Origin of the sequence: Streptomyces sp. NPDC093071 (assembly GCF_044754545.1) — a bacterium.
Lineage (GTDB): Bacteria > Actinomycetota > Actinomycetes > Streptomycetales > Streptomycetaceae > Streptomyces.
Genome location: NZ_JBIVPH010000002.1, coordinates 1156781 through 1179417 on the forward strand (window position 1 = coordinate 1156781; position 22637 = coordinate 1179417).

Sequence of the window (22637 nt, forward strand, 5' to 3'; positions counted from 1 at the left end):
CCGGATCACCCTGCGCGTCAGAGTCCCACCGATGGTGCCGCGCCCCACCCGGTTCCACCAGGCTGTCGCCCCGTCTGTCGCCCGAAGCGGTGAACCGTACGCACCGTGGACGGCCCCGTCCCTGGCGTCAGGCGGCGGGTGCGGTCCGCAGGACCGTCTCCACCGCCCGGGCGATCTGCGCGTCCGTCAGGTCGGCGCGGGCCGTCAGGCGCAGGCGCGAGACGCCGTCGGGGACGGACGGGGGCCGGAAGCAGCCGACCGCCAGGCCCCGTTCCCGGCAGTCCGCCGCCCAGCGCAGCGCCGCCTCCGGGGAGGGGGCGCGGACCGAGACCACGGCCGCGTCGGGCCGGGCCGCGGTGAGTCCGGCCGCGGTCAGCCGCTCGTACAGGGTGGTGGCGACGGTACGGGCCCGCCCGGCGAGCCCCGGTTCGGCGGCGATCAGCCGCAGGCTCGCGAGGGCGCCGCCGACGGCGGCCGGTGCGAGGCCGGTGTCGAAGATGAAGGTGCGGGCGGCGTTCACCAGGTGTTCGATCACCCGGGCCGGGCCGAGGACCGCGCCGCCCTGGCTGCCCAGGGACTTGGAGAGGGTCAGGGTGGCGACCACGTCCTCGTCGCCCGCGAGCCCGGCCCCGTGCACCGCGCCCCGGCCGCCGTCGCCGAGGACGCCGAAGCCGTGGGCGTCGTCCACGACGAGACCCGCGCCGTGCGCGCGGCAGGCGGCGGCCAGCTCCGCGAGCGGGGCCCGGTCGCCGTCGACGGAGAAGACGGAGTCGCTGACGACGAGGGCCCGGCGCCCGGGGTGCGCCTCCAGGGTCTTGCGCACGGCCTCGGGGTCGGCGTGCGGGACGACGGCGGTCTCGGCGCGCGCCAGACGGCAACCGTCCACCAGGGAGGCGTGGTTGGCGGCGTCCGAGACGATCAGGGAGTCCCGGCCGCCGAGCGCGGTGAGCACGGCGAGGTTGGCGGCGTAGCCGGAGGAGAAGACGAGGGCCGCCTCGAAGCCGCAGAAGTCGGCGAGTTCGCGCTCCAGGTCGGTGTGCAGGAGGGTGGTGCCGGTGACGAGCCGGGAGCCGGTGGAGCCGGCTCCCCAGCGCCGGGCCGCCTCGGCCGCCGCCCCGGTGACCTCGGGCCTGCGGGTGAGGCCGAGGTAGTCGTTGCCCGCCAGGTCGAGGAGGTCCGACTCGGCCGCCCGGGGCCGCAGCGTGCGGACCAGACCGGCGTCGGCCCGGCGGCGCGCCTCGGCGTCGGTCCAGTCGAACGCGGTGCGGCGCGGACCCGCGGCCCGTGCGTCGTCGGCCTGTGGCATACGGGTTCCTCCGTCGGCGCCTTCGGCCGGCCGGCCGGCGCCTTTTGTAGGCAGCGCACAGACCCTAACCGCAGGAGACCGGGATCGTGGTGTGGTCATCCACACACCCCGCTCGGAGCCGTTTGTTCGGATCCTCCTTGGCCCGGGGCCGGGCGATAGGCCAGGATCAGCGGTTATGGACCTGCTGAACACGCTGGTGGAGAAGGGGCTGCGGCGCGAGCCGCCGACCCGTGAAGAAGCGCTCGCCGTCCTGGCGACCTCCGACGACGAACTGCTCGATGTGGTGGCGGCGGCCGGCAAGGTGCGCCGTCAGTGGTTCGGGCGGCGGGTGAAGCTCAACTATCTGGTCAATCTGAAGTCCGGCCTGTGCCCCGAGGACTGCTCGTACTGTTCGCAGCGGCTCGGCTCCAAGGCGGAGATCCTCAAGTACACCTGGCTGAAGCCGGACGAGGCGTCCAAGGCGGCCGCGGCGGGCGTCGCGGGCGGCGCCAAGCGGGTGTGCCTGGTGGCGAGCGGACGCGGTCCGACGGACCGGGACGTCGAGCGGGTCGGCAGGACCATCGAGGCCATCAAGGAGGAGAACGAGGGCGTCGAGGTGTGCGCCTGCCTCGGACTGCTCTCGGACGGCCAGGCGGAGCGGCTGCGGGAGGCCGGCGCCGACGCGTACAACCACAACCTGAACACCTCCGAGGCGACGTACGGGGGGATCACCAAGACCCACACGTACGCCGATCGGGTGGACACCGTCCAGAAGGCGCACGCGGCCGGGCTCTCGGCCTGCTCGGGTCTGATCGCGGGCATGGGCGAGGCCGACGAGGACCTGGTCGACGTCGTGTACGCGCTGCGGGAGCTGGGCTCGGACTCGGTGCCGGTCAACTTCCTCATCCCGTTCGAGGGCACCCCGCTCGCCAAGGAGTGGAACCTGACCCCGCAGCGCTGTCTGCGGATCCTGGCGATGGTGCGGTTCGTCTGCCCCGACGTCGAGGTGCGGATCGCCGGCGGCCGCGAGGTGCACCTGCGCTCGATGCAGCCGCTCGCGCTGCACATCGCGAACTCGATCTTCCTGGGCGACTACCTGACCAGTGAGGGCCAGGCCGGACAGGCCGACCTGGACATGATCGCGGACGCGGGCTTCGAGGTGGAGGGCACGGGCACGCCCACGCTGCCCGCCCACCGCGCGGACGCGCTCGCGGCGGCGGGCGGCGGCTGCGGCTCGGGCGCCCCGGCGGCCGGCGGCGGCTGCGGCTCGCACGCGCCGGCGGAGGGCGGCGCGGCGGAGGCCGGCGCGGGCTGCGGCTCGCACTCCGGCGGCGGCTGCGGCCCGTGCGGCGGTCACGCCCCGGTCCCCGAGCCCGCCGCGACCCCGGCCGCCGAGGCCGCGCCGGGCGGCGCCCGGACCGATCTGGTGGCGGTGCGCCGCCGGGGAGCCGGGACGGACCTCGCGCCGAATGCGTAACGACGAGCTCCTCGCCCTGGACCGGGCGCACGTCTGGCACCCGTACGGCCCCATGCCGGGCCGCACGGAACCGCTGGTCGTCGCGTCCGCGTCCGGGGTGCGCCTCCGGCTCGCCGAACCCGCCGAGGGGCGGGACGAGTTGGTCGACGGCATGTCCTCGTGGTGGTCGGCGGTGCACGGCTACAACCACCCCGTCCTGAACGAGGCGGTGCGCGGCCAGCTCGACCGGATGAGCCACGTGATGTTCGGCGGGCTCACCCACGAGCCGGCCGTCCGGCTCGCGAGCCGGCTGGTGGAGATCACCCCCGAGCCGCTGCGGCACGTCTTCCTCAGCGACTCGGGCTCGGTCTCCGTCGAGGTCGCCGTCAAGATGTGCCTGCAGTACTGGCGTTCGCTCGGCCGCCCCGAGAAGCGGCGGCTCTTCACCTGGCGCGGCGGCTACCACGGCGACACCTGGCAGCCGATGTCGGTGTGCGACCCCGAGGGCGGGATGCACGAGCTGTGGTCGGGGGTCCTCCAGCCGCAGGTCTTCACGGACGCCCCGCCGGCCGCGTACGAGGAGTCGTACGCGGAGCTGCTGCGGACCTCGATCGGGCGGCACGCGCACGAGCTGGCCGCGGTGGTCGTGGAGCCGGTGGTGCAGGGCGCGGGCGGGATGCGCTTCCACGACCCGGCGTACCTGCGGGTGCTGCGGGAGGCCTGCGACGAGCACGGCGTGCTGCTGGTGTTCGACGAGATCGCGACCGGGTTCGGGCGTACGGGCACGCTGTTCGCCGCCGACGCGGCCGGGGTGTCCCCCGACGTGATGTGCGTGGGCAAGGCGCTGACGGGCGGTTACCTGTCGATGGCCGCGACGCTCTGCACGAGCCGGGTGGCGGACGGGATCTCGCGGGGCGAGGTGCCGGTCCTGGCGCACGGGCCGACCTTCATGGGGAACCCGCTGGCCTCCGCCGTGGCCCTGGCCTCGATCGACCTGCTGCTCTCGCGGGACTGGCGGGTCGAGGTCGAGCGGATCGAGGCCGGGCTGCGCGAGGGGCTCGCCCCGGCCGCCGCCCTGCCGGGCGTGCGGGACGTGCGGGTGCTCGGCGCGATCGGGGTCGTCCAGCTCGACCACGAGGTCGACATGGCGGCGGCGACGCGCGCGGCGGTCCGGGAGGGCGTGTGGCTGCGCCCGTTCCGGGACCTGATCTACACGATGCCGCCGTACGTGACCGGCGACGAGGACGTGGCCCGGATCTGCGCGGCGGTACGGGCCGCCGCGGCGGCGGGCTGAACGAAGGATGGAGCGGGCTGTGGGAATCGTCGTCGTCAGCGGCACCGGGACCGAGATCGGCAAGACGGTCGTGACCGCGGCCGTGGCCGCCGTCGCGACCGCCGCGGGGCGGTCGGTCGCCGTCCTGAAACCGGCGCAGACGGGCGTCGGGCCGGACGAGCGGGGCGACGCGGACGAGGTCGTACGGCTCTCGGGCGCCGCCGCCTCGGCCGAGCTGGGCCGTTTCCCGGAGCCGCTGGCCCCCGGGACGGCCGCCCGGCGGGCCGGTCTGGCGCCGGTCGGGCCCGGGGAGGTCGCCGAGGCCGCCCGGAAGCTGGCCGCCGGGCACGACCTGGTGCTCGTGGAGGGGGCGGGCGGGCTGCTCGTCCGCTTCGACGAGGAGGGCGGCACGCTCGCGGACGCGGCGGCGCTGCTCGGCGCGCCCGTCCTGGTGGTGGCCCCGGCCGGGCTCGGGACGCTCAACTCGACCGCCCTGACGGCCGAGGCGCTGCGGGCGCGCGGGATCGCGCGGCTGGGCGTGGTGATCGGCAGCTGGCCGGCCGCGCCGGACCTGGCGGCCCGCTGCAACCTGGCCGACCTGCCGGAGGCGGCGGGCGCCCCCCTTCTCGGAGCCGTACCGGAGGGCTCGGGCGCCCTGCTCCCGGCGGAGTTCCGGACGGCGGCGGGCGGCTGGCTGGCCCCGTCCCTGGGCGGGACGTGGGACGCGGAGTCGTTCGCACGGACGCACGCGGAGCCGTACGGGGGCTGACCGCCGGTCCGGGGTGTCCAGGGCCCGCGCGGCTCTGGGTGCCGGGGCGCAGTCGCGCGTCGACGGGCCGCGTCGCGGGGGGCTTCTCCGCGTGCCCGGTGGCCGGGTGTCGTACGGCCGCCCGCCCCACGCGCCCCGCACGTCTCCTCCGCGTGCCCGGTGTGGCCGGGTCCTGGGCGCCCCGGGGGCACGGTCCTCTCGCACGGCCGAGGGCCCACCCTCCCGTACGGGTGGGGCGGGCGGGTCCGGCCCGTCGTCGGGCTCCGGGGCGTGCGGCTCCGTAGGCTGGGAGTGTGCGCGTCCAGGCGTGAGGAGCTTCCGATGACGTCTTCGCGGCCGGGGTCCGAGGGGCCGTCCCGGGTGCACCACCCCCTCTTCGCCCGCTTCTACGCCCGGTTCAGCGTCTCCGCCGAGACGCGGGGCGGGATCGGGGCCCTCCGGGCGGAGCTGCTCGGCGGGCTCGCCGGCCGGGTGGTCGAGGTCGGGGCCGGGAACGGGCTGAACTTCGGGCACTACCCGGTCGGGGTCACGGAGGTCGTGGCCGTCGAGCCGGAGGCCCGGCTGCGCGAACTGGCCGGGAGGGCCGCGCGGCGGGCGGCCGTTCCGGTGACCGTGGTGCCGGGGACGGCCGAGGCGCTGCCGGCCGGGGACGGCGCCTTCGACGCGGCGGTGGTCTCCCTGGTCCTGTGCACGGTACGGGACGTGCCGGCGGCCCTCGCGGAGCTGCGCCGGGTCCTGCGCCCCGGCGGCGAACTGCGCTTCTTCGAGCACGGGGCGGCGGACACCCCGGGGCTCGCGCGGGTGCAGCGGGGCCTCGACCGGACCGTGTGGCCGCTGCTCTTCGGCGGCTGCCACACCTCCCGCGCTCCGCTGGCGGAGATCGAGGGCGCCGGGTTCGCCCTCGGCCCGTACCGCTCCTTCGACGTCCCGGAGGGCGGGCCCCGGCTGCCGTCCTCGCCCTGCGTCCTGGGCACGGCGCGCCGGTGAGGCGGCGCCGTCCCGCCCTCCGGAACTCCCTGGCACGGCCCGAGGTCCCCGTGATGGGATCCGGCCATGATCGATCTGCAGATACGTGCCGCCACCGCCGACGAGGCCGAAGCCGTTCTCGCCTTCTGGCGGGAGTCCGCCGAGGGGACGTCCGTCTCGGACGACGTGGACGGGGTCACCCGGCTCGTCGCGCGCGATCCGGAGGCCCTGCTCCTCGCGCTGGCCGACGGCCGGATCGTGGGGTCCGTGATCGCCGGCTGGGACGGCTGGCGCGCCTCCCTCTACCGGCTCGCCGTCCTGCCCGCGTACCGGCGCCGGGGGATCTCCACCGCGCTCCTGCGGGCGGCCGAGGAGCGGTTCACCGCGCTCGGCGGCCGGCGCGTGGACGCCATGGTCCTGGAGGCGAACGGGACGGGGCGGATGCTGTGGGCGGCCGCCGGGTACGAGCGCGAGGACCACTGGCGCCGCTGGGTGAAGCCGCTCACGGAGCGGACGAGGCGAGAGAAGCGGGAGGGGTAGGGAAAACGGCGTGAAGCGCCAGGTGAGGAGCCCGGGGGCGACCGGCACCCCGCTTTGCCTCTCCTTTACCATGGTCTCTCATCCCGACGACCGAAAGGTGTGAGCGTCCGCCCATGGGCGAGCCTCCCAGTAGCACTGGTTTCCACAGACTCGAAAGCTCCGGCTCCGGCCGCCGACGCCGAGCGATCCTCCTCCCGCCGCGTGATCATGGGACGGAGGTGAACCGATGACCGAAGTGCTCCTGCTCCTCCTCGCGCTCCTGCTCTCCCTCGCGTGCGGCGCCTTCGTCGCGGCCGAGTTCTCGCTGACCACGGTCGAGCGGGGCGAGCTCGAAGCCGCCGTGAAGCGCGACGAGCGCGGCGCGTCGAGCGCGCTCAAGGCCGTGAAATCGCTGACGTTCCAGCTCTCCGGCGCCCAGCTGGGCATTACCGTCACCAACCTGGTGGTCGGAATGCTGGCCGAGCCGTCGATCGCCGCCCTGATCAAGGGCCCGGTCGAGGCCGTCGGCCTCTCCGCCACGGTCGCCTCCTCGGTGGCCCTGGTCCTGGGCACCGCCCTGTCGACCGTGGTCCTGATGGTGGTCGGCGAGCTGGTCCCCAAGAACTGGGCCATCTCCTCGCCGCTCGCCGTGGCGAAGGTCGTGGCCACCCCGCAGCGCGTGTTCACGGCGGCCTTCAAGCCGCTGATCAGCCACCTCAACAACACCGCGAACCGGATCCTGCGCCGGCTCGGCATGGAGCCGACCGAGGAGCTGGCGTCCGCGCGCTCCCCGCAGGAGCTGGTGGCCCTGGCCCGGCACTCCGCCAAGGAGGGGGCCCTGGAGGCGGACACGGCCGAGCTGTTCGTCCGCACCCTCAACCTGGCGGAGCTGACCGCCGAGAACGTGATGACGCCCCGCGTGCAGGTCACCGCCCTGGACGTGCAGGCAACCGCCGAGGACGTGGCGAACGCGACCCGCGCGACCGGCCTGTCCCGCTTCCCGGTCTACCGGGACAGCCTGGACGCGGTCGTCGGCATCGCCCACATCAAGGACGTCCTCGCCATACCGGCCGGCGAGCGGTACCGCCGCCCGATCGGGGAGATGCTGCGCGAGCCGCTGCTCGTCCCCGAGACGCTGACCGTGGACAGGCTGCTCGACCGGCTGTCCGGGAAGCAGACGATGGCGGTCGTCATCGACGAGTACGGCGGTACGGCCGGGGTCGTGACCCTGGAGGACATCGTCGAGGAGGTCGTCGGCGAGGTCCGCGACGAGCACGACCCGCACGAGACCCCGGACCTGGCACGGGCCGGCGAGGACGCGGACGGGCGCGTGCTGTGGTCCGCCGACGGCGCGGCCCGCACCGACCAGGTCGGCACGATCGGCCTGAAGGTGCCGGACGGCCCGTACGAGACGCTGGCGGGCGCGGTCGCCCACGAGCTGGGCCGGATCCCGGCCGTCGGCGACAGCGTGGAGCTCGCCGGCTGGCGGCTCGACGTCGTGGACGCCTCGGGCCGGCGCGCGGCCCGCGTGCTGCTGCACGAGCCCGCGCACGACACCGAGGACGAGACCGGGGAGGCCGGCCGATGATCGCGATCCAGTTGCTGATCGGCCTGCTCACCCTGGTCGTCAACGCCTTCTTCGTCGGCGCCGAGTTCGCCCTGATCTCGGTCCGCCGCAGCCAGATCGAGCCCCTCGCGGAGGCGGGGAACAAGCGGGCGCGCAGTGTCGTCTGGGGCCTGGAGCACGTCTCGGCGATGCTCGCGGCGGCCCAGCTCGGCATCACGCTCTGCACCCTGGTCCTCGGCATCGTCGCCGAACCGGCCATCGCGCACCTGCTCGAACCGGTCTTCGACGCGGTCGGCGTCCCGCACGGCCTGGTGCACCCGATCTCGTTCGTGATCGCCCTGTCGCTCGCGACGTACCTGCACATGCTGCTCGGCGAGATGGTGCCGAAGAACATCGCGCTCGCGGAGCCGACGCGCTCCGCGCTGCTCCTCGGGCCGCCCCTGGTGGCGCTCGCCCGGGCGCTGCGGCCGGTGATCTTCACGATCAACGCCTTCGCGAACACCCTGCTCAAGCTGTTGCGGGTGGAGGTCAAGGACGAGGTCTCGGCGACCTTCTCGGACGACGAGCTGGCCCGCATGGTCACCGACGCCGGTGACGCCGGGCTCCTGGACGACCGGGCCGCCGAGCGGCTGCACGACGCCCTGGAGCTGGGCCGCCGTCCCGTACGGGACGTGGTGATGCCGGCGGAGAAGGTGGTGTCCACCCGGGTCGGCACCACTCCCGAGGAGCTGGAGGCGCTGTCGGCGCGGACCGGTTTCTCCCGCTTCCCCGTGGTCGACCCGGAGCGGCACATCCTGGGCTATCTGCACGTCAAGGACGCCCTGGACATCGTCCCGCGCGACCTGCCGTTCCCGGTGACGTCGCTGCGGCCGATCGCCCGGGTGCGGGCGGACACGCCGCTGGACGACGTCCTGACCGCGATGCGCCGCAGCCGGACGCACCTGGCGGCGGTGCTCGACGAGAACGACCGTCCGGCCGGTCTCGTGGCGATGGAGGACGTGCTGCGCGAGCTGGTGGGACGCCCCGCGGCGTCGTAATCCGGTCCGCGTGAACGGAAGAAGGGCCCCGGGATCCGTCCCGGGGCCCTTCTTCCGTTCGGAGTTTCAGGGGCTTCGGAGTTCAGGGCGCGGTGGCGGCCAGCCAGGCGTCGAGCAGGCTCCGGTCGCCGGTGTGCGCGAAGCACGGCTCGTCGGCCCCGTACCGGTGGTGCAGCAGGAGCAGCAGCTCCCCGGCGTCCGCCTCGACGGCGGCGGTCGGCTGCGCGCCGCCGCTCCCCCGGGTCCAGGTGAAGCCGCCCCCGCCGAGGACGAGGGTCCAGACGGCGCCGGTGTCGCGGGCGGCGAGGCGCAGGACCGCCCCGTCCCGGCCGAGCCGGGAGACCGGCTCCGCGATCCGGCCGATGTACGGGGCGTCGGTCAGGAAGTGGTCGACGGCGTCCGCGGCCGTGCCGGGGTCGAGGGGGCCGGTCTTCCCGTCGACGGCGAGCTCGGCGTCGGCGAGGTGGACCAGGGTCTCGAAGAGCACCCGGCGGGGGTAGTGGCGGACGTGCGGGTCGGCGCCCGGGGACCAGACGGGGGCGTCCGGGTCGGCGGCGCGCGCGGTGGCGGCGAACCGCTCGGCCCCGGCGACCAGCCAGTCGGCGTGCGCGGCGGGGTCGGCCGGCGGGTCGAGGGGAAGGTCCTCCGTGAGGACGCGGACGGCGGAGCGGGTCCGTACGAGGTGCTCGGCCCAGCGGTGGACGGCGCCGACGTGCCGGGCGAGGTCCGCGAGGGTCCGGTCGGGGCGGCCGGGGACGGGGGTGGCGGGGTCGGCGGCGCGGACGACGGCGGCGAGGCGGCGGGCGTGGTCCAGGGCGGCGTCGCAGGCGGCGGCGTGGGTGTCCTCGGTGAGGCCGAAGCCCCCGGAGACCTCGAGCAGCTCGTCCCGCCGGGGGCCCTCGGGCGCACGCAGGGCGGCCGCGCGGAACAGTCCGTCGAGGGTGCGCCGGTCGGCCGCCGTGAGCCCGGCGAGGGTGTGTCCGGTGGACTCCAGCCACGCCACCGCCGTGTCGGGGTCGAGGACGTCCTCGTCGGAGGTCTCGACCGCCGTCACCAGTTCGGCCAGGGCCTCGGCCAGGGCGCTCAGGAGCGCGTCGCTCATCGGGTTTCCCCCTCCGGGTTCTCCACGGCACGCCTCGCATACCGCGCGGTATGATCGCTCCGCCATGGAGATCAATGCCACGTACAACAGTTTCGTCGCCCTCGGCGACAGCTTCACCGAGGGTATGTCGGACCTGAGGCCCGACGGTTCCTACGGCGGCTGGGCCGACGCCCTCGCGGGCCGTCTCGCCGCCCGCTCCCCCGGCTTCCGCTACGCGAACCTCGCCGTGCGCGGGAAGCTCATCGGACAGATCGTCGAGGAGCAAGTCGGCCCGGCCGCAACGATGGAGGCCGATGTGGTCACCCTCGTCGGCGGCCTCAACGACACCCTCCGGCCCAAGGTCGACATGGTCCGGGTGAGGGACCTCCTCACCGAGGCAGTGGAACGCCTCACACCCGCCTGCGGGCAGCTCGTCCTGATGCGCAGCCCCGGCCGGAACGGACCCGTCATGGAGCGCTTCCGGCCCCGGATGGAGGAGCTCTTCGCCCACATCGACGGACTCGCCGCCCGGCACGGCGCCCTGGTCGTCGACCTGTACGGGGCGCCGTCGCTCGGCGACCCCCGGCTCTGGGACGTGGACCGGCTCCACCTGACGGCCGAGGGGCACCGGCGGGTCGCCGAGGCCGTGTGGCAGACCCTCGGCCTGGAGCCGGAGGAGGACTGGCGCACCCCGCTGCCGCCGACCGCGCGCCCGCGCTGGGCGAGCCGGCGGCTCGCGGACGCCCGCTTCGCCAGGGAGCACCTGGGCCCCTGGATCGGGCGGCGCCTGACCGGCCGCTCCTCCGGCGACGGCCGCGCCCCCAAGCGCCCGGAGCTGCTTCCGTACCCGCCCTCGGTGAGCGTCCGGGCCGAGCGTTCGTGACCCGCGTCTCGTAGCAAGCTCTACATCGGGCGGCGGCGCCGACCTGCAGAAACCGCCAGGTAAACTCTGCCCACGTGACTGCTGTGACTGCGAAGCCCCGCATCCCCAACGTTCTGGCCGGCCGCTACGCCTCCGCGGAGCTCGCCGTCCTCTGGTCCCCCGAGCAGAAGGTGAAGCTGGAGCGCCGGCTGTGGCTCGCCGTGCTGCGTGCGCAGAAGGACCTCGGGATCGAGGTTCCGGAGGAGGCCCTCGCCGACTACGAGCGCGTCCTCGACCAGGTCGACCTCGGCTCCATCGCCGAGCGCGAGAAGGTCACCCGGCACGACGTGAAGGCCCGCATCGAGGAGTTCAACGCCCTCGCCGGCCACGAGCACGTCCACAAGGGCATGACCTCGCGCGACCTCACCGAGAACGTCGAGCAGCTGCAGATCCGGCTCTCCCTGGAGCTGATGCGGGACCGCACGGTCGCCGTCCTCGCCCGCCTCGGCAGGCTCTCCGCCGAGTACGCCGAGCTGGTCCTGGCCGGCCGCTCGCACAACGTCGCCGCGCAGGCGACCACCCTCGGCAAGCGGTTCGCGACGGCGGCGGACGAGCTGCTCGTCGCGTACGCGCGCCTGGAGGAGCTGCTGGGCCGCTACCCGCTGCGCGGGATCAAGGGCCCGGTCGGCACCGCGCAGGACATGCTGGACCTGCTCGGCGGCGACGCCGGCAAGCTGGCCGACCTGGAGCGGCGGATCGCCGGTCACCTCGGCTTCGCGCACGCCTTCACCTCGGTCGGCCAGGTCTACCCGCGCTCGCTCGACTACGACGTGGTCACCACGCTGGTCCAGCTGGCCGCCGCGCCGTCCTCGACCGCCAAGACGATCCGTCTGATGGCGGGCCACGAGCTGGTCACCGAGGGCTTCAAGCCCGGCCAGGTCGGCTCCTCCGCGATGCCGCACAAGATGAACACCCGCTCCTGCGAGCGCGTCAACGGCCTGATGGTCATCCTGCGCGGCTACGCCTCGATGACCGGCGAGCTGGCCGGCGACCAGTGGAACGAGGGCGACGTGTCCTGCTCCGTGGTCCGCCGGGTCGCGCTGCCGGACGCCTTCTTCGCCCTGGACGGCCTCCTGGAGACCTTCCTGACCGTGCTGGACGAGTTCGGCGCCTTTCCGGCCGTCGTGGCCCGCGAGCTCGACCGCTACCTGCCCTTCCTGGCGACCACCAAGGTCCTCATGGGCGCCGTGCGCGCCGGGGTCGGCCGCGAGGTGGCCCACGAGGCCATCAAGGAGAACGCGGTGGCCTCCGCCCTGGCCATGCGCGAGCAGGGCACCGTGGAGAACGAGCTGCTCGACAAGCTGGCCGCCGACGAGCGCATCCCGCTGGACCGGGCGCAGCTCGACGAGCTGATGGCGGACAAGCTGTCCTTCACGGGCGCCGCCGCCGACCAGGTCGCCTCCGTGGTCGCCCGTGTCGAGGAGATCCTCAAGCAGCACCCGGAGGCCGCCGCCTACACCCCCGGGGCGATCCTCTGACCCCCTCTCCCCGGTTCAGCCGGCAGGAGCTGGAGGCCGCTCGCGACCGCGTCGTTCCGGACGTGGTCGCGGACGGCCTCTCGGTGCTCTTCTGCGGGATCAACCCGGGTCTGATGACGGCGGCGTCCGGGCACCACTTCGCCCGGCCGGGCAACCGGTTCTGGCCGGTGCTGCACCTGTCGGGGTTCACCCCGAGGCAGCTGCGGCCGGACGAGCAGGAGGAGCTCCTGACGTACGGCCTCGGGATCACGAACGTGGTGGAGCGGCCGTCCGCGCGGGCCGACGAGCTGACCCGCGAGGAGTACCGGGAGGGCGGGCGGCTGCTCGCCGCGCGGGTGGAGCGGCTGAGGCCGCGCTGGCTGGCGATCGCCGGCGTCACCGCGTACCGCGCGGCCTTCGACGAGCCGAAGGCGGTCATCGGGCCGCAGGAGCGCACGATCGGCACCACCCGGATCTGGGCGCTGCCCAGCCCGAGCGGTCTCAACGCCCACTGGTCGACGGCGGCGATGGCCGAGGAGTTCGCCCGGCTCCGCGAGGCGGCGGGGGTCGCGGAGGCGTAGGGCGCCTGTCCGGCGGGGTGGGGCCCGGAGCCGGGGCCCGCGCGCCGTACGACGGGGCCGTACCGGCGGCGGGCGGGGCCCCCGTACCGACGACGGGCTGCGGGCCGTACGCGCGGCGGAGCGGGAGCCCCGTACGGCCCGTTCCGCTTCGGGTTCCGCCCCGCCTCCCGCCTGACGTGCGCGTTCGTCGGCGGGGGCGGCGGGGCCGCGGGGGCGGACCGTCACCCAAGCGTGACGGGGGCGGCACTCGCCGCAGCGAGGCCCATTGAGTACCATCCGGCTGAATGGCTCACGAGCTGGGAGGACACACGGTGGGGCGGCTGACCGGCGGGGATCCGTCTCTGCTGCGGCGGATCAACTCCGCGGTGGTACTCCATGCGCTGCGGGGCGCCGACGCGCCCACGCTGACCGATCTGACCCGGATCACCGGTCTGTCGCGGCCCACGGTCGAAGGGGTCGTCGAGGGCCTCATGGAGGGCGGGCTCGTCGTCGAGTCGGCGCCCGAGGAGGGCGAGGCCCGGCGGCAGGGGCGTCCGGCGCGGAGGTTCCGCTTCCGCGCGGAGGCCGGTCATCTGCTCGGCATCGAGATCGGCCCGCACCGGGTGGCCGCCCTGCTCTCCGGTCTCGACGGGCGGATCATCGGCGCCGGGTCCCGCGAGGTGTCGGAGACGGCGCCCGAGGACGAGCGTCTGGACCGGGTGCGCACGGTGGTCGCGGACGTGCTGCGCAGGGCCGGGGTCGCCCGGTCCAATCTGCGGGCCGTGGGCGTGGGCACGCCCGGCATCGTGGAGGCCGACGGGACGGTGCGCCTGGGCACGGCGCTGCCCGGCTGGACGGGCCTCGCGCTCGGCGAGCGGCTGCGGCGCTCCTTCCGCTGCCCGGTGATCGTGGAGAACGACGCCAACGCGGCGGCCGTGGCCGAGCACTGGAAGGGCGCCGCGACCGACTCCGACGACATCGTGTTCGTCCTGGCCGGGCTGAGCCCGGGGGCCGGTTCGCTGATCGGCGGCCGGCTGCACCGCGGTTTCGGCGGGGCGGCCGGGGAGATCGGCGCCCTGCACCTGCTCGGCCGGGACGTCACCCCCGAGCACCTGCTCTCGACGACGGACGAGCCGCTGCACCCGCTGGACGAGCAGGCGGTGGCGGAGGTCTTCGCGCTGGCCAAGAAGGGCGACGCGCGGGCCGGGGCGGCGGTGGAGCGGTTCATCCAGCGGCTCGTGCACGACGTGGCGGCCCTCGTCCTGGCCATCGACCCCGAGCTGGTCGTGGTGGGCGGCTGGGCGGCCGGTCTCGACGGGGTGCTCCAGCCGCTCCGCGAGGAGCTGGCGCGGTTCTGCCTGCGGCCGCCCCGGGTGGTGCTCTCCCTGCTCGGCGAGGCCGCGGTGGGCACGGGGGCGCTGCGGCTCGCTCTCGACCACGTCGAGGAGCAGCTCTTCGCGGTCGACGGAACGGTGACGGCCCGCCGCTGAACCGCCTGAGGGGCGGTCCCGGGGCGGGCCGGTGCCTGTCGGGGGCGCGGGCTACGAGGCCATGACCAGGTCGACCGAGTCGCCGAAGGTGAGGCGGCAGGTGTCGGCGCGGTAGGTGGCCACCGAGACGGCGGCGGTACGGCCCCCGGAGAGATAGCGGGTCGTCACGACGAGGACGGGCGCGCCGGGCAGCCGGTCGAGCTCCTTGGCGTCGTCGGCGCGGGCGGAGCCGAGCTCGACGGAGCGGTCCTGGCCGTCCAGGGCGAGGTGCTGGAGTTCGCGGAGCACGGCGCGGGCGCGGGCGGGGCCGGCCGGGGCGTCGATGCCGCTGAGGCCCGGGACGGAGTCGGCCGGGACGTAGAGCAGTTCGGCGGCGACCGGCTGGCCCTGGGTGACGCGGAGGCGGCGGACGACGTGCACCCGGTCCTCGGCGCCGGTCTCCAGGACGCGCGCGACGGCGGCCGGGGGGACGTCGGAGGCGGAGTCCAGGGACTGCCAGGCCTCGTCGCCGACGCCCGGCCAGGCGTGCTGGGTGGTGGAGACGTCCACGCCGACGCGCGGCGGGGCGACCGTGGTGCCGACGCCGCGGCGGCGCTGGAGGCGTCCTTCCAGCTCCAGCTGCTCCAGGGCCTGCCGGAGCGTGGCCCGGGCGACGCCGAAGCGGGCGGCGAGCTCGCGCTCGTTGGGGAGGATCTCCCCGACGGCGAAGTCCGAGTCGAGCGCTTCGCCGATCACTGTCTTGAGGTGCTGGTACTTCGGTTCCGGTACCGATGCCAGCTGCGTGGTCCCCACCCTGATCCTCCGCAATTCGCCGTGTCCCGCGGCGTTTTTCCGCGCCCTTGTTTATTAAAGGTTCCTGCACTAACTCTGCGACCATAAGGCGAGCCACCCCCTTGGTCAAGACCAATCCTCCGTCGAAAACCCCGGAATGTGACCCTCTGACCTAGATCGTTCACAGGACGTTCGCACCCCTGTGAGGCTCCGGTAGCGGAAAACCCCCGTCGCGGGACGGCGGGGGCCGGTGTTCGTACGGCGCCGGGTGACGGGGGCGGGCGTTCGTGCGGTGCCGGGCGGCGGCGGAGCGCGCTCTTCCGGGAGAGAGCGCCGTGTTATGGCCAAGTGTTATTACCCCGCGCGCCCTTCCCTTCGGAATCATGGGTCATGTCCATGCCGAACCACCGCCCCGCCGGCGGGACCCCGGCATGTGCGCGGCCCCTCCGGGCCGCCGGCCCCCCACACGCGCCCGCCGGGCGCGCCCACCGAATCGAGGAACCTTGCGCATCTCACGGCTCGTGCCCGCCCTCGCGGCCGCGGCGGTCTCCGTCCTCGCCCTCCTCTCCCCCACCGCCTCCGCGGCACCCGCGCCCGCGCCCCCGGCCGTCCAGGCCGTGCAGCCGATCATCGGCGGCGGCTACGCCTCCAACGCCCCGTGGGCGGCCCGGCTGCTCTCGAACGGCCGGGAGACCTGTTCGGCCACGATCATCGCCCCGACCTGGATCCTCACCGCCAAGCACTGCGTCACCGGCGGCGGCCTGTCGTTCCGCATCGGCAGCCTCGACCAGCACAGCGGCGGCACCCTGGCCAACGGTGCCCAGACCTACACGCACGGCTCGGACCTGGCCCTCGTCCGCCTGGACCGCTCCGTCTCGGCGACCTACGCGACGCTCGGCCAGCCGGGCACCGTGCGCGTCGGCCAGAACGTCCAGGTGTACGGCTGGGGCGCCACGTCCCAGTGCGGCTCCGAGGCCAACTGCCAGTCCCGCTACCTGAAGGTCGCCAACGTCACCGTCACCAGCGGCTGCACCGACGCCTACGGCGGCTCCGCGATCTGCGCCCGCCGGGGCGACGGCATCACCGCGGGCGGCGACTCCGGCGGCCCGATGATGGCCGCCGGCGTCCAGGTCGGCGTGGCCTCCACCAGCGACCGCCAGACCACCACGGCGTACACCAACGTCACGGCGTACCGCTCCTGGATCAGGTCGATAGCGGGCGTGTGACGCGTCTCCGTCCCCGACGGGCGACGGGCCTCCCACCGTGGTGCGGTGGGAGGCCCGTCGCCGTGCCCGGAGGGTCAGGCGCCCTTCAGGCCGTGGAACTTGTCGGGGTTCCGGATGATGTGGACGGTCTGGACGCGTCCGTCCCTCGCCTCGAGCTGGATCACCGTGTCGGGGCGCCCGTCGGCGAACGCGACCAGGGCCGGGGCGCCGTTGAGCTCGACGAGGCGGTACTCGTAGAGGCCCGCGTCCGCGGACACGGCGTGGAGGAAGCGGCCGACCTTGGACGCGGTCTCGATGATCCGCAGCGGCGCCTTGGACTTGCCGCCGCTGTCGCCGACGAGGCGCACGTCCGGGGCGAGCAGGGCGAGCAGTTCGCCCAGGTCGCCGCCGGCGGCCGCGGCGAGGAAGCGCTCGGTGAGGTCGCGGCGCTCGGCCGGGTCGACGTCGTAGCGCGGCCTGCCCTCGTCGACGTGGCGCCGGGCCCGCCCGGCGAGCTGGCGCACGGCCGCCTCGGAGCGGTCCAGGACGGCGGCGATCTCCCCGTACGGGAAGCCGAAGGCCTCGCGCAGCACGAAGACGGCCCGCTCCAGGGGCGAGAGGGATTCGAGGACGACGAGGACCGCGAGCGAGACGGAGTCCGCGAGCAGGGCGCGCTCGGCGGTGTCGGGGGCGGCCGGGCCGAAGTCGGTGACGACGGGCTCGGGCAGCCAGGGGCCGACGTAGGTCTCGCGGCGCGTGTGGGCGAGCCGGAGCCGGTCGACGGCGAGGCGGGTGGTGATCCGCACGAGGAAGGCGCGGGGCTCGCGGACGGCGGCCCGGTCCCCGGCGGTCCAGCGCAGCCAGGCCTCCTGGACGACGTCCTCGGCGTCGGCGGCGCGCCCGAGCATCCGGTAGGCGACGCCGAGGAGCATCGGGCGGTGCTCCTCGAAGAGTTCGGTCAGGGTGTCGGTGGGGATGTCGGTGGGCACCCGCCCATCCCAGCCCACCGCCTCCGGCCTGTCCAGTTCGGGCCGGGCTCTTGAACTCCCGGCTACCGACCGGTAATTCTTACTGACGGGTCGTCTAAGAGGTGTCACGACAGGGAGTCCTCATGTCCGCACGGATCACGTTCACGATCGAGACCCCCACGGGTCCCCGGACGACGTCCCTGACGTACGAGAGGAGGGGCGCGGGCGAGCCGCTGCTGCTCCTCCACGGCATCGGGCACCACTGGCAGGCCTGGGAGCCCGTCCTCGACGTCCTGGCCGCCGAGCGGGACGTGATCGCCGTCGACCTGCCCGGCTTCGGCGCCTCCGACGCGCTCCCGGAGGGCGCCCCGTACGACCTGTCCACCGTCGTCCCCGTCCTCGGCGCCTTCTGCGGGGCCCTCGGCGTGGAGCGGCCGCACGTGGCCGGGAACTCGCTCGGCGGACTGCTCGCGCTGGAGCTCGGCCGGGAGAAGCTGGTCCGCTCGGTCACCGCCCTCTCCCCCGCCGGCTTCTGGACGGAGGCCGAGCGCCGGTACGCCTTCGGGACGCTGCGGGCCATGCGGGGCGCGGCCCTGTCGCTGCCCGTGCCGGTGATCCGGCGGCTCTCCCGCACGCCCGCCGGGCGCACCGCCCTCACCAGCACCATCTACGCCCGGCCCGCGCGGCGTTCACCCGAGGCGGTCGTCGCCGAGACCCTCGCGCTGCGCGGCGCGACCGGCTTCCACCAGACCCTGGCGGCGGGCCGGACCGTGCTCTTCCGCGAGGACGTGTCCGCGGTCCCGGTCACCGTCGCCTGGGGCACCCGCGACCGGCTGCTCCTCCGCCGCCAGGGCGTCCGCGCCAAGCAGGCGCTGCCCGGCGCGCGGCTCGTCCGGCTGCCCGGCTGCGGCCACGTGCCCATGAACGACGACCCGGCCCTCGTCGCGCGCGTGATCCTCGACGGCAGCCGCTGAGGCCTTCCCCGTACGGGTGAACAGGCCGGTGCCCAGGGCGGCGCCGGCCCCCACCAGCAGGCTGCCGGCCGCCTGCGGGAGGCCGAAGGCGGCGCCCGCGACCAGGACGGCGCTCAGCGCGGCGGCGACCGGGATCGCCCCGGTGAAGAGGGTGGCCCGCTCCATGCCGATCCGCTGCACGCCCATGTAGAAGAGGACGAAGCCGACGACCGTGGCCAGGGCCGCCTGCCAGACGAGCGCCGCCGCCTCCACGCCCGTCGGCGTCCGTACGAAACCGGCGCCGTCCACGAGCAGCCCGAGGAGCGCCGCCTCGGCCGCGCCGACCCCGCAGACGGCGGCGGTGAGCAGCTTCGGGCCGAGGATCCGCAGCACCGGGACGGCGAGGACCGTGAACCCGACCTCGCCCGCGAGCGCCGCCACCGACCAGCCGATCCCGGCCGCGTCCGTCCGCCCCCAGCCCTGCACGGTGAACGCGCCGGCTGCGACGAGCAGCGCCCCGTACAGCACGGCGCGGGCCGGCCTGCGGCCCTCGGCCAGCGGGACCAGGACGGCGACGACGACCGGCGCGCAGCCCACCAGGACGCCGGGGACGGCCGGTTCGGCGGTCCGCTCGGCGGCCAGGACGGCGAGGTTGAAGCCGACCATGCCGACGGCCGCGAGGGCGGCGAGCCGCAGCCAGTGACGGGGGGTCAGGAGCCGGAGCGGGGCGAGTCCGCCGCGTCCGAGCAGCGGGAGCAGGAGCAGACAGGCGGCGCCGTAGCGGAGGGCCTGTCCGCCCGCGTACGGGTAGGCGCCGAGCAGGCTGTTCGCGGTGAAGGAGGCGCCGACGAGGGCATAGGCGAGGGTCACGAGGAGGACCCCGCGCAGGGAGTTCGCGTTCATGGTTCCGACGCTAGGAATCCTCGCGGCCCCGGTTAAGGTCCACTTCCATGACACCATCGGGGACCACTTCGGGCGGGGTTCCGGGCCCCGCCGGGCAGCCCGCGTGGGAGCTGCTGCTCCCGGCCGCCGGAGCACCGGCGCGGCGGCGGGGCCGGGCGCTCCAGGAGGCCCTGCGGGAGGCGGTCCGCTCGGGGCGGCTCGCGGCCGGGACCCGGCTGCCCTCCACCCGTGAGCTCGCGGCCGACCTCGGCGTCTCCCGGGGGCTCGTCACCGAGGCGTACGAGCAGCTGACCGCCGAGGGGTACCTGCGCGGCGAACGGGGCGCGGGGACCTGGGTGGGCGGGGCGGTCAGGGCGGGTCGCGTCGGCGCCGCGACCGGGACGGGAGGCGCGGCGGCGGCCGGGCCCGGGGGCCGTGACGCGGTCGCCGGGGCGCCGGACGTGCGGGTGGACTTCCGGCCGGGGACCCCGGACCTGTCGCTGTTCCCGAGGAGCGCGTGGGCGGCGGCGCAGCGGTCCGTCCTGGCGCGGCTCCCCCACCGGGCCCTCGGCTACCCCGACCCGCGCGGCCTCCCCGAACTGCGCGGGGCGCTGGCCGGGATGCTGGCGCGGCGCCGGGGCGTGGTGGCCGATCCGGAACGGCTGGTGGTCTGCTCGGGCGTGGCCCAGGCGTCGACGCTCCTGGGGTTCGTGCTGCGGGCGCGAGGGCTGCGCACGGTCGGCGTCGAGGACCCCGGCAGCCCGGAGCACGGGCGGCTCTTCGCCTCGACCGGCATGGAGACGGTGTGGCTGCCGCTGGACGGGGAGGGACTGCGGCCGGAGCCGCTCGCCGCCTCGGGGGTGCGGGCCGTGGTCGTGACGCCCTCGCACCAGTTCCCGTCCGGGATCGGCTGGTCGGCGGAGCGCCGCGCCGCGCTCCTCGACTGGGCGCGGACGATCGGCGGTTACGTCCTGGAGGACGACTACGACGGGGACTTCCGGTACGACCGGGCGCCGGTCGGCGCGCTCCAGGGCCTCGATCCGGAACGGGTCGTCTACGCCGGGTCGGTCAGCAAGTCGCTGGCGCCCGGGCTGCGGCTCGGCTGGATGCTCGTCCCGGAGGCGCTGCTCGACGAGGTCGTGGAGCGGAAGCGGACGATGGACCTGGGCAATCCGGTGCTCGACCAGGCCGTCCTCGCGGAGTTCGTGACGCGGGGCGGGTACGACCGGCAGCTGCGCCACTGCCAGCGCGCCTACCGGGAGCGGCGGGACGCGCTGCTCGCCGCCCTCGCCGCGCGCCTCCCCGGCACCGAGGTGAGCGGCATCGCGGCCGGACTGCACGTCATCGCGCGCGTACCGGCGCGTTTCGGGCCGCCGGAGCGGTTCCTGGCGCGGGCGGCGGAGGCGGGGGTGGCGCTGCGGTCCCTGGAGGAGTACGGCACGGCCCGGCCCTCGGACGGGGACGTACGGCTCGTCATCGGCTACGCGCACCTGTCGCCGTCGGCGGTCGCGGAGGGGGTCGGGCTGCTGGCGGGGGCGGTGGGGGCCTGAACGGGGCCGGCGGGGTGGACTGTTCACGCGGGGGCCCGGACGGGACCGGTGGGGTGGGCTCTTCACACGGGGGGCCCGGACGGGACGGGACCGGCGGGACGATCTGTTCACGCGGGGTTCGCGCGGGCGCCGTTCCCGGCCGTTAGGCATGGGGCGGCGTACCGCCCACGACCGGAATCGACCACCTCCCGGAGGCCCTTCCATGTCCCATCCCGTGTCCGGCCCCTCCCCCTCCCCCGTACCGGCCGCCCCCGCCCGGCGCGGCGTCCTGCGCGGCTCGCTGGCCGCCTCGGCCGCGCTCGCCCTCGGCGGCGCCGGCCTCGCGGCCCCCGCGTTCGCGCTCTCCGGCCGGCCCCGGGCCGCGTGGGGCGTGCAGACGGGCGACGTCACGGCCTCCTCCGGGCTGGTGTGGGTGCGCTCCGACCGTCCGGCGCGCATGGTCGTCGAGACCTCCGCGACCGAGTCCTTCCGGCGGGCGCGCCGCCACCACGGGCCGCTGCTCGGGGCGGGCACGGACTTCACCGGCACCACCGCCCTGCGCGGCCTGCCGGCCGGCGAGCAGATCCACTACCGGGTCACCCTGGCGGACCCGGACGACCCGCGCCGTACGGGCGAGCCGGTCACCGGCACGTTCCGCACGGCCCCCGACCGGCGGCGCGACGGCGTCCGGTTCCTGTGGTCCGGGGACATCGCCGGGCAGGGCTGGGGCATCAACCCGGACGTCGGCGGCTTCCGCGCGTACGACGAGATGCGCCGGCTCGACCCGGACTTCTTCCTGTGCAGCGGCGACGCGATCTACGCGGACGGGGTGATCGAGCCGAGCGTGACCCTGCCGGACGGGCGGATCTGGCGGAACGTCACGACGCCGGAGAAGTCGAAGGTCGCCGAGACCCTCGACGAGTACCGGGGCAACTTCCGGTACAACCTGCTCGACCACAACGTCCGGGCGTTCAACGCGCGCGTGCCGTCGATCGTGCAGTGGGACGACCACGAGGTGCGGAACAACTGGTATCCGGGGCAGATCCTGGACGACCCCCGGTACACGGAGAAGGACGTGGACGTCCTCGCCGCCCGCGCGGCGCGCGCCTTCGGCGAGTACACGCCGGTGTCCACCCTCCACGTGCCCGGCGGGCGCGGTGGTCACGGCGGGCGCGGGCGGCGGGTGCACCGGGTGGTGCGGTACGGGCCGCTGCTCGACGTGTTCGTGCTCGACATGCGCTCGTACCGGAACCCCAACTCGCCCAACCGGCAGGCCGAGGACACCACCGGCATCCTCGGCGCGGAGCAACTGGCCTGGCTGAAGCGGGAGCTGGCCGCGTCCACGGCCGTGTGGAAGGTGCTCGCGGCCGACATGCCGATCGGCCTGGTCGTCCCGGACGGGGCGACGGACTTCGAGGCGATCGCGCAGGGCGATCCGGGCGCGCCACTGGGCCGGGAGCTCCAGATCGCGGAGCTGCTGCGGTTCGTCAAGCACCGGCGGATCACCGGCACGCTGTGGCTGACGGCGGACGTGCACCACACCTCGGCGCAGCACTACGCGCCGGAGCGGGCGGCCTTCAAAGATTTCGCCCCCTTCTGGGAGTTCGTGACGGGGCCTCTGGCGGCGGGCGCGTTCCCGGCGAGCGCTCTGGACGGGACCTTCGGGCCCGACCGGGTGTTCGTGCGGGCTCCGGAGCGGGGGAACCTGTCGCCGATGGAGAGCCCCTCGTACTTCGGCGAGGTCGACATCGACGGCCACAGCGGCGACCTGACCGTGCGGCTGCGGGCGGAGGGCGGGAAGGTCCTGTTCAGCAAGGTGCTGCGGCCGGGGCGCGTCGGGCAGTGACGCCGGGGCGTCCGGTGACACAGGGTCGTCGAACGACGCCGGCCAGGGGCGGTCCCCGGTGTGAAAAGCCCTGTTCAGGGGCGTTGTCAGTGGTGGGTCCT

At 75.1% G+C, this 22637-nt stretch carries 19 protein-coding genes and 1 pseudogene; 15 read left to right on the forward strand and 5 right to left on the reverse strand.

Translation table 11 applies throughout. The features are described from left to right. Positions 1-127: 127 nt before the first annotated feature. Positions 128-1306, reverse strand: a complete 1179-nt coding sequence (locus ACIQD7_RS10715; RefSeq protein ID WP_402441284.1) for an 8-amino-7-oxononanoate synthase — start codon at positions 1304-1306, stop codon at positions 128-130. Positions 1307-1481: 175 nt separating this feature from the next. Between ACIQD7_RS10715 and bioB the strand changes: the two genes are divergently transcribed. The 7 genes from bioB to ACIQD7_RS10750 all read left to right on the forward strand — a co-directional run bounded on the left by bioB (position 1482) and on the right by ACIQD7_RS10750 (position 8872). Further along, positions 1482-2762, forward strand: a complete 1281-nt coding sequence (gene bioB / locus ACIQD7_RS10720; RefSeq protein ID WP_402441285.1) for a biotin synthase BioB — start codon at positions 1482-1484, stop codon at positions 2760-2762. Then, positions 2755-4035, forward strand: coding sequence for an adenosylmethionine--8-amino-7-oxononanoate transaminase (locus ACIQD7_RS10725; protein ID WP_161371456.1), 1281 nt, complete (start codon positions 2755-2757; stop codon positions 4033-4035). Before bioB ends, ACIQD7_RS10725 begins: the two co-directional genes overlap by 8 nt. 19 nt (positions 4036-4054) lie before the next feature. After that, entirely contained in the window at positions 4055-4783 is a 729-nt protein-coding gene (gene bioD, locus ACIQD7_RS10730; protein ID WP_402441286.1) for a dethiobiotin synthase, read from the forward strand. A gap of 321 nt (positions 4784-5104) precedes the next feature. Next, positions 5105-5770, forward strand: coding sequence for a class I SAM-dependent methyltransferase (locus ACIQD7_RS10735; protein ID WP_402441287.1), 666 nt, complete (start codon positions 5105-5107; stop codon positions 5768-5770). A 66-nt stretch (positions 5771-5836) separates the two neighbouring features. Further along, entirely contained in the window at positions 5837-6289 is a 453-nt protein-coding gene (locus ACIQD7_RS10740; protein ID WP_402441288.1) for a GNAT family N-acetyltransferase, read from the forward strand. A 226-nt stretch (positions 6290-6515) separates the two neighbouring features. After that, positions 6516-7856, forward strand: a complete 1341-nt coding sequence (locus tag ACIQD7_RS10745; protein WP_402441289.1) for a hemolysin family protein — start codon at positions 6516-6518, stop codon at positions 7854-7856. Then, the gene (locus ACIQD7_RS10750; RefSeq protein ID WP_121833761.1) at positions 7853-8872 is read left to right on the forward strand and encodes a hemolysin family protein; all 1020 of its coding nucleotides are present in this window, start codon (positions 7853-7855) and stop codon (positions 8870-8872) included. The genes ACIQD7_RS10745 and ACIQD7_RS10750 overlap by 4 nt, the downstream gene beginning before the upstream one ends. 82 nt (positions 8873-8954) lie before the next feature. Here the strand turns inward: ACIQD7_RS10750 and ACIQD7_RS10755 are convergent, their stop codons facing one another. Further along, positions 8955-9974, reverse strand: coding sequence for a maleylpyruvate isomerase N-terminal domain-containing protein (locus ACIQD7_RS10755; RefSeq protein ID WP_402441290.1), 1020 nt, complete (start codon positions 9972-9974; stop codon positions 8955-8957). A 64-nt stretch (positions 9975-10038) separates the two neighbouring features. Between ACIQD7_RS10755 and ACIQD7_RS10760 the strand changes: the two genes are divergently transcribed. From ACIQD7_RS10760 to ACIQD7_RS10775, 4 genes are all read left to right on the forward strand, one after another. After that, a complete protein-coding gene (locus tag ACIQD7_RS10760) occupies positions 10039-10836 on the forward strand; it encodes an SGNH/GDSL hydrolase family protein (RefSeq protein WP_402441291.1) in 798 nt (265 codons plus the stop codon). Between the two features lie 74 nt (positions 10837-10910). Beyond that, on the forward strand, positions 10911-12353 hold the full coding sequence (gene purB / locus ACIQD7_RS10765; RefSeq protein WP_205613897.1) for an adenylosuccinate lyase: 1443 nt from the start codon (positions 10911-10913) through the stop codon (positions 12351-12353). A 62-nt stretch (positions 12354-12415) separates the two neighbouring features. Further along, positions 12416-12913, forward strand: a complete 498-nt coding sequence (gene mug, locus ACIQD7_RS10770) for a G/U mismatch-specific DNA glycosylase (protein WP_383416213.1) — start codon at positions 12416-12418, stop codon at positions 12911-12913. A gap of 311 nt (positions 12914-13224) precedes the next feature. Beyond that, the gene (locus tag ACIQD7_RS10775; RefSeq protein ID WP_121831754.1) at positions 13225-14382 is read left to right on the forward strand and encodes an ROK family transcriptional regulator; all 1158 of its coding nucleotides are present in this window, start codon (positions 13225-13227) and stop codon (positions 14380-14382) included. 51 nt (positions 14383-14433) lie between these two features. Here the strand turns inward: ACIQD7_RS10775 and ACIQD7_RS10780 are convergent, their stop codons facing one another. Next, positions 14434-15174, reverse strand: a complete 741-nt coding sequence (locus tag ACIQD7_RS10780) for a GntR family transcriptional regulator (protein WP_121831755.1) — start codon at positions 15172-15174, stop codon at positions 14434-14436. A 482-nt stretch (positions 15175-15656) separates the two neighbouring features. Between ACIQD7_RS10780 and ACIQD7_RS10785 the strand changes: the two genes are divergently transcribed. Further along, entirely contained in the window at positions 15657-16379 is a 723-nt protein-coding gene (locus ACIQD7_RS10785) for a S1 family peptidase (RefSeq protein WP_402441292.1), read from the forward strand. Positions 16380-16453: 74 nt separating this feature from the next. Here ACIQD7_RS10785 and sigJ read toward each other — a convergent pair whose 3' ends face one another. Continuing rightward, complete coding sequence (gene sigJ / locus ACIQD7_RS10790; RefSeq protein WP_402441398.1) at positions 16454-17335, reverse strand: RNA polymerase sigma factor SigJ; 882 nt, start codon at positions 17333-17335, stop codon at positions 16454-16456. A 134-nt stretch (positions 17336-17469) separates the two neighbouring features. Here sigJ and ACIQD7_RS10795 point away from each other — a divergent pair, with 134 nt between their 5' ends. Continuing rightward, on the forward strand, positions 17470-18300 hold the full coding sequence (locus tag ACIQD7_RS10795) for an alpha/beta fold hydrolase (RefSeq protein ID WP_402441293.1): 831 nt from the start codon (positions 17470-17472) through the stop codon (positions 18298-18300). Positions 18301-18345: 45 nt separating this feature from the next. Here ACIQD7_RS10795 and ACIQD7_RS10800 read toward each other — a convergent pair. Next, a pseudogene (locus tag ACIQD7_RS10800) lies at positions 18346-19239 on the reverse strand (EamA family transporter); the annotation flags it as partial. Here ACIQD7_RS10800 and ACIQD7_RS10805 point away from each other — a divergent pair. Next, positions 19230-20711 carry a PLP-dependent aminotransferase family protein gene (locus ACIQD7_RS10805; RefSeq protein ID WP_402441294.1) on the forward strand — a complete coding sequence of 494 codons (1482 nt, stop codon included), beginning with the start codon at positions 19230-19232 and terminating at the stop codon, positions 20709-20711. The pseudogene ACIQD7_RS10800 and the gene ACIQD7_RS10805 sit on opposite strands and share 10 nt — an antisense overlap. 202 nt (positions 20712-20913) lie before the next feature. Next, positions 20914-22536, forward strand: a complete 1623-nt coding sequence (locus ACIQD7_RS10810) for an alkaline phosphatase D family protein (protein WP_402441295.1) — start codon at positions 20914-20916, stop codon at positions 22534-22536. Positions 22537-22637: the final 101 nt, after the last annotated feature.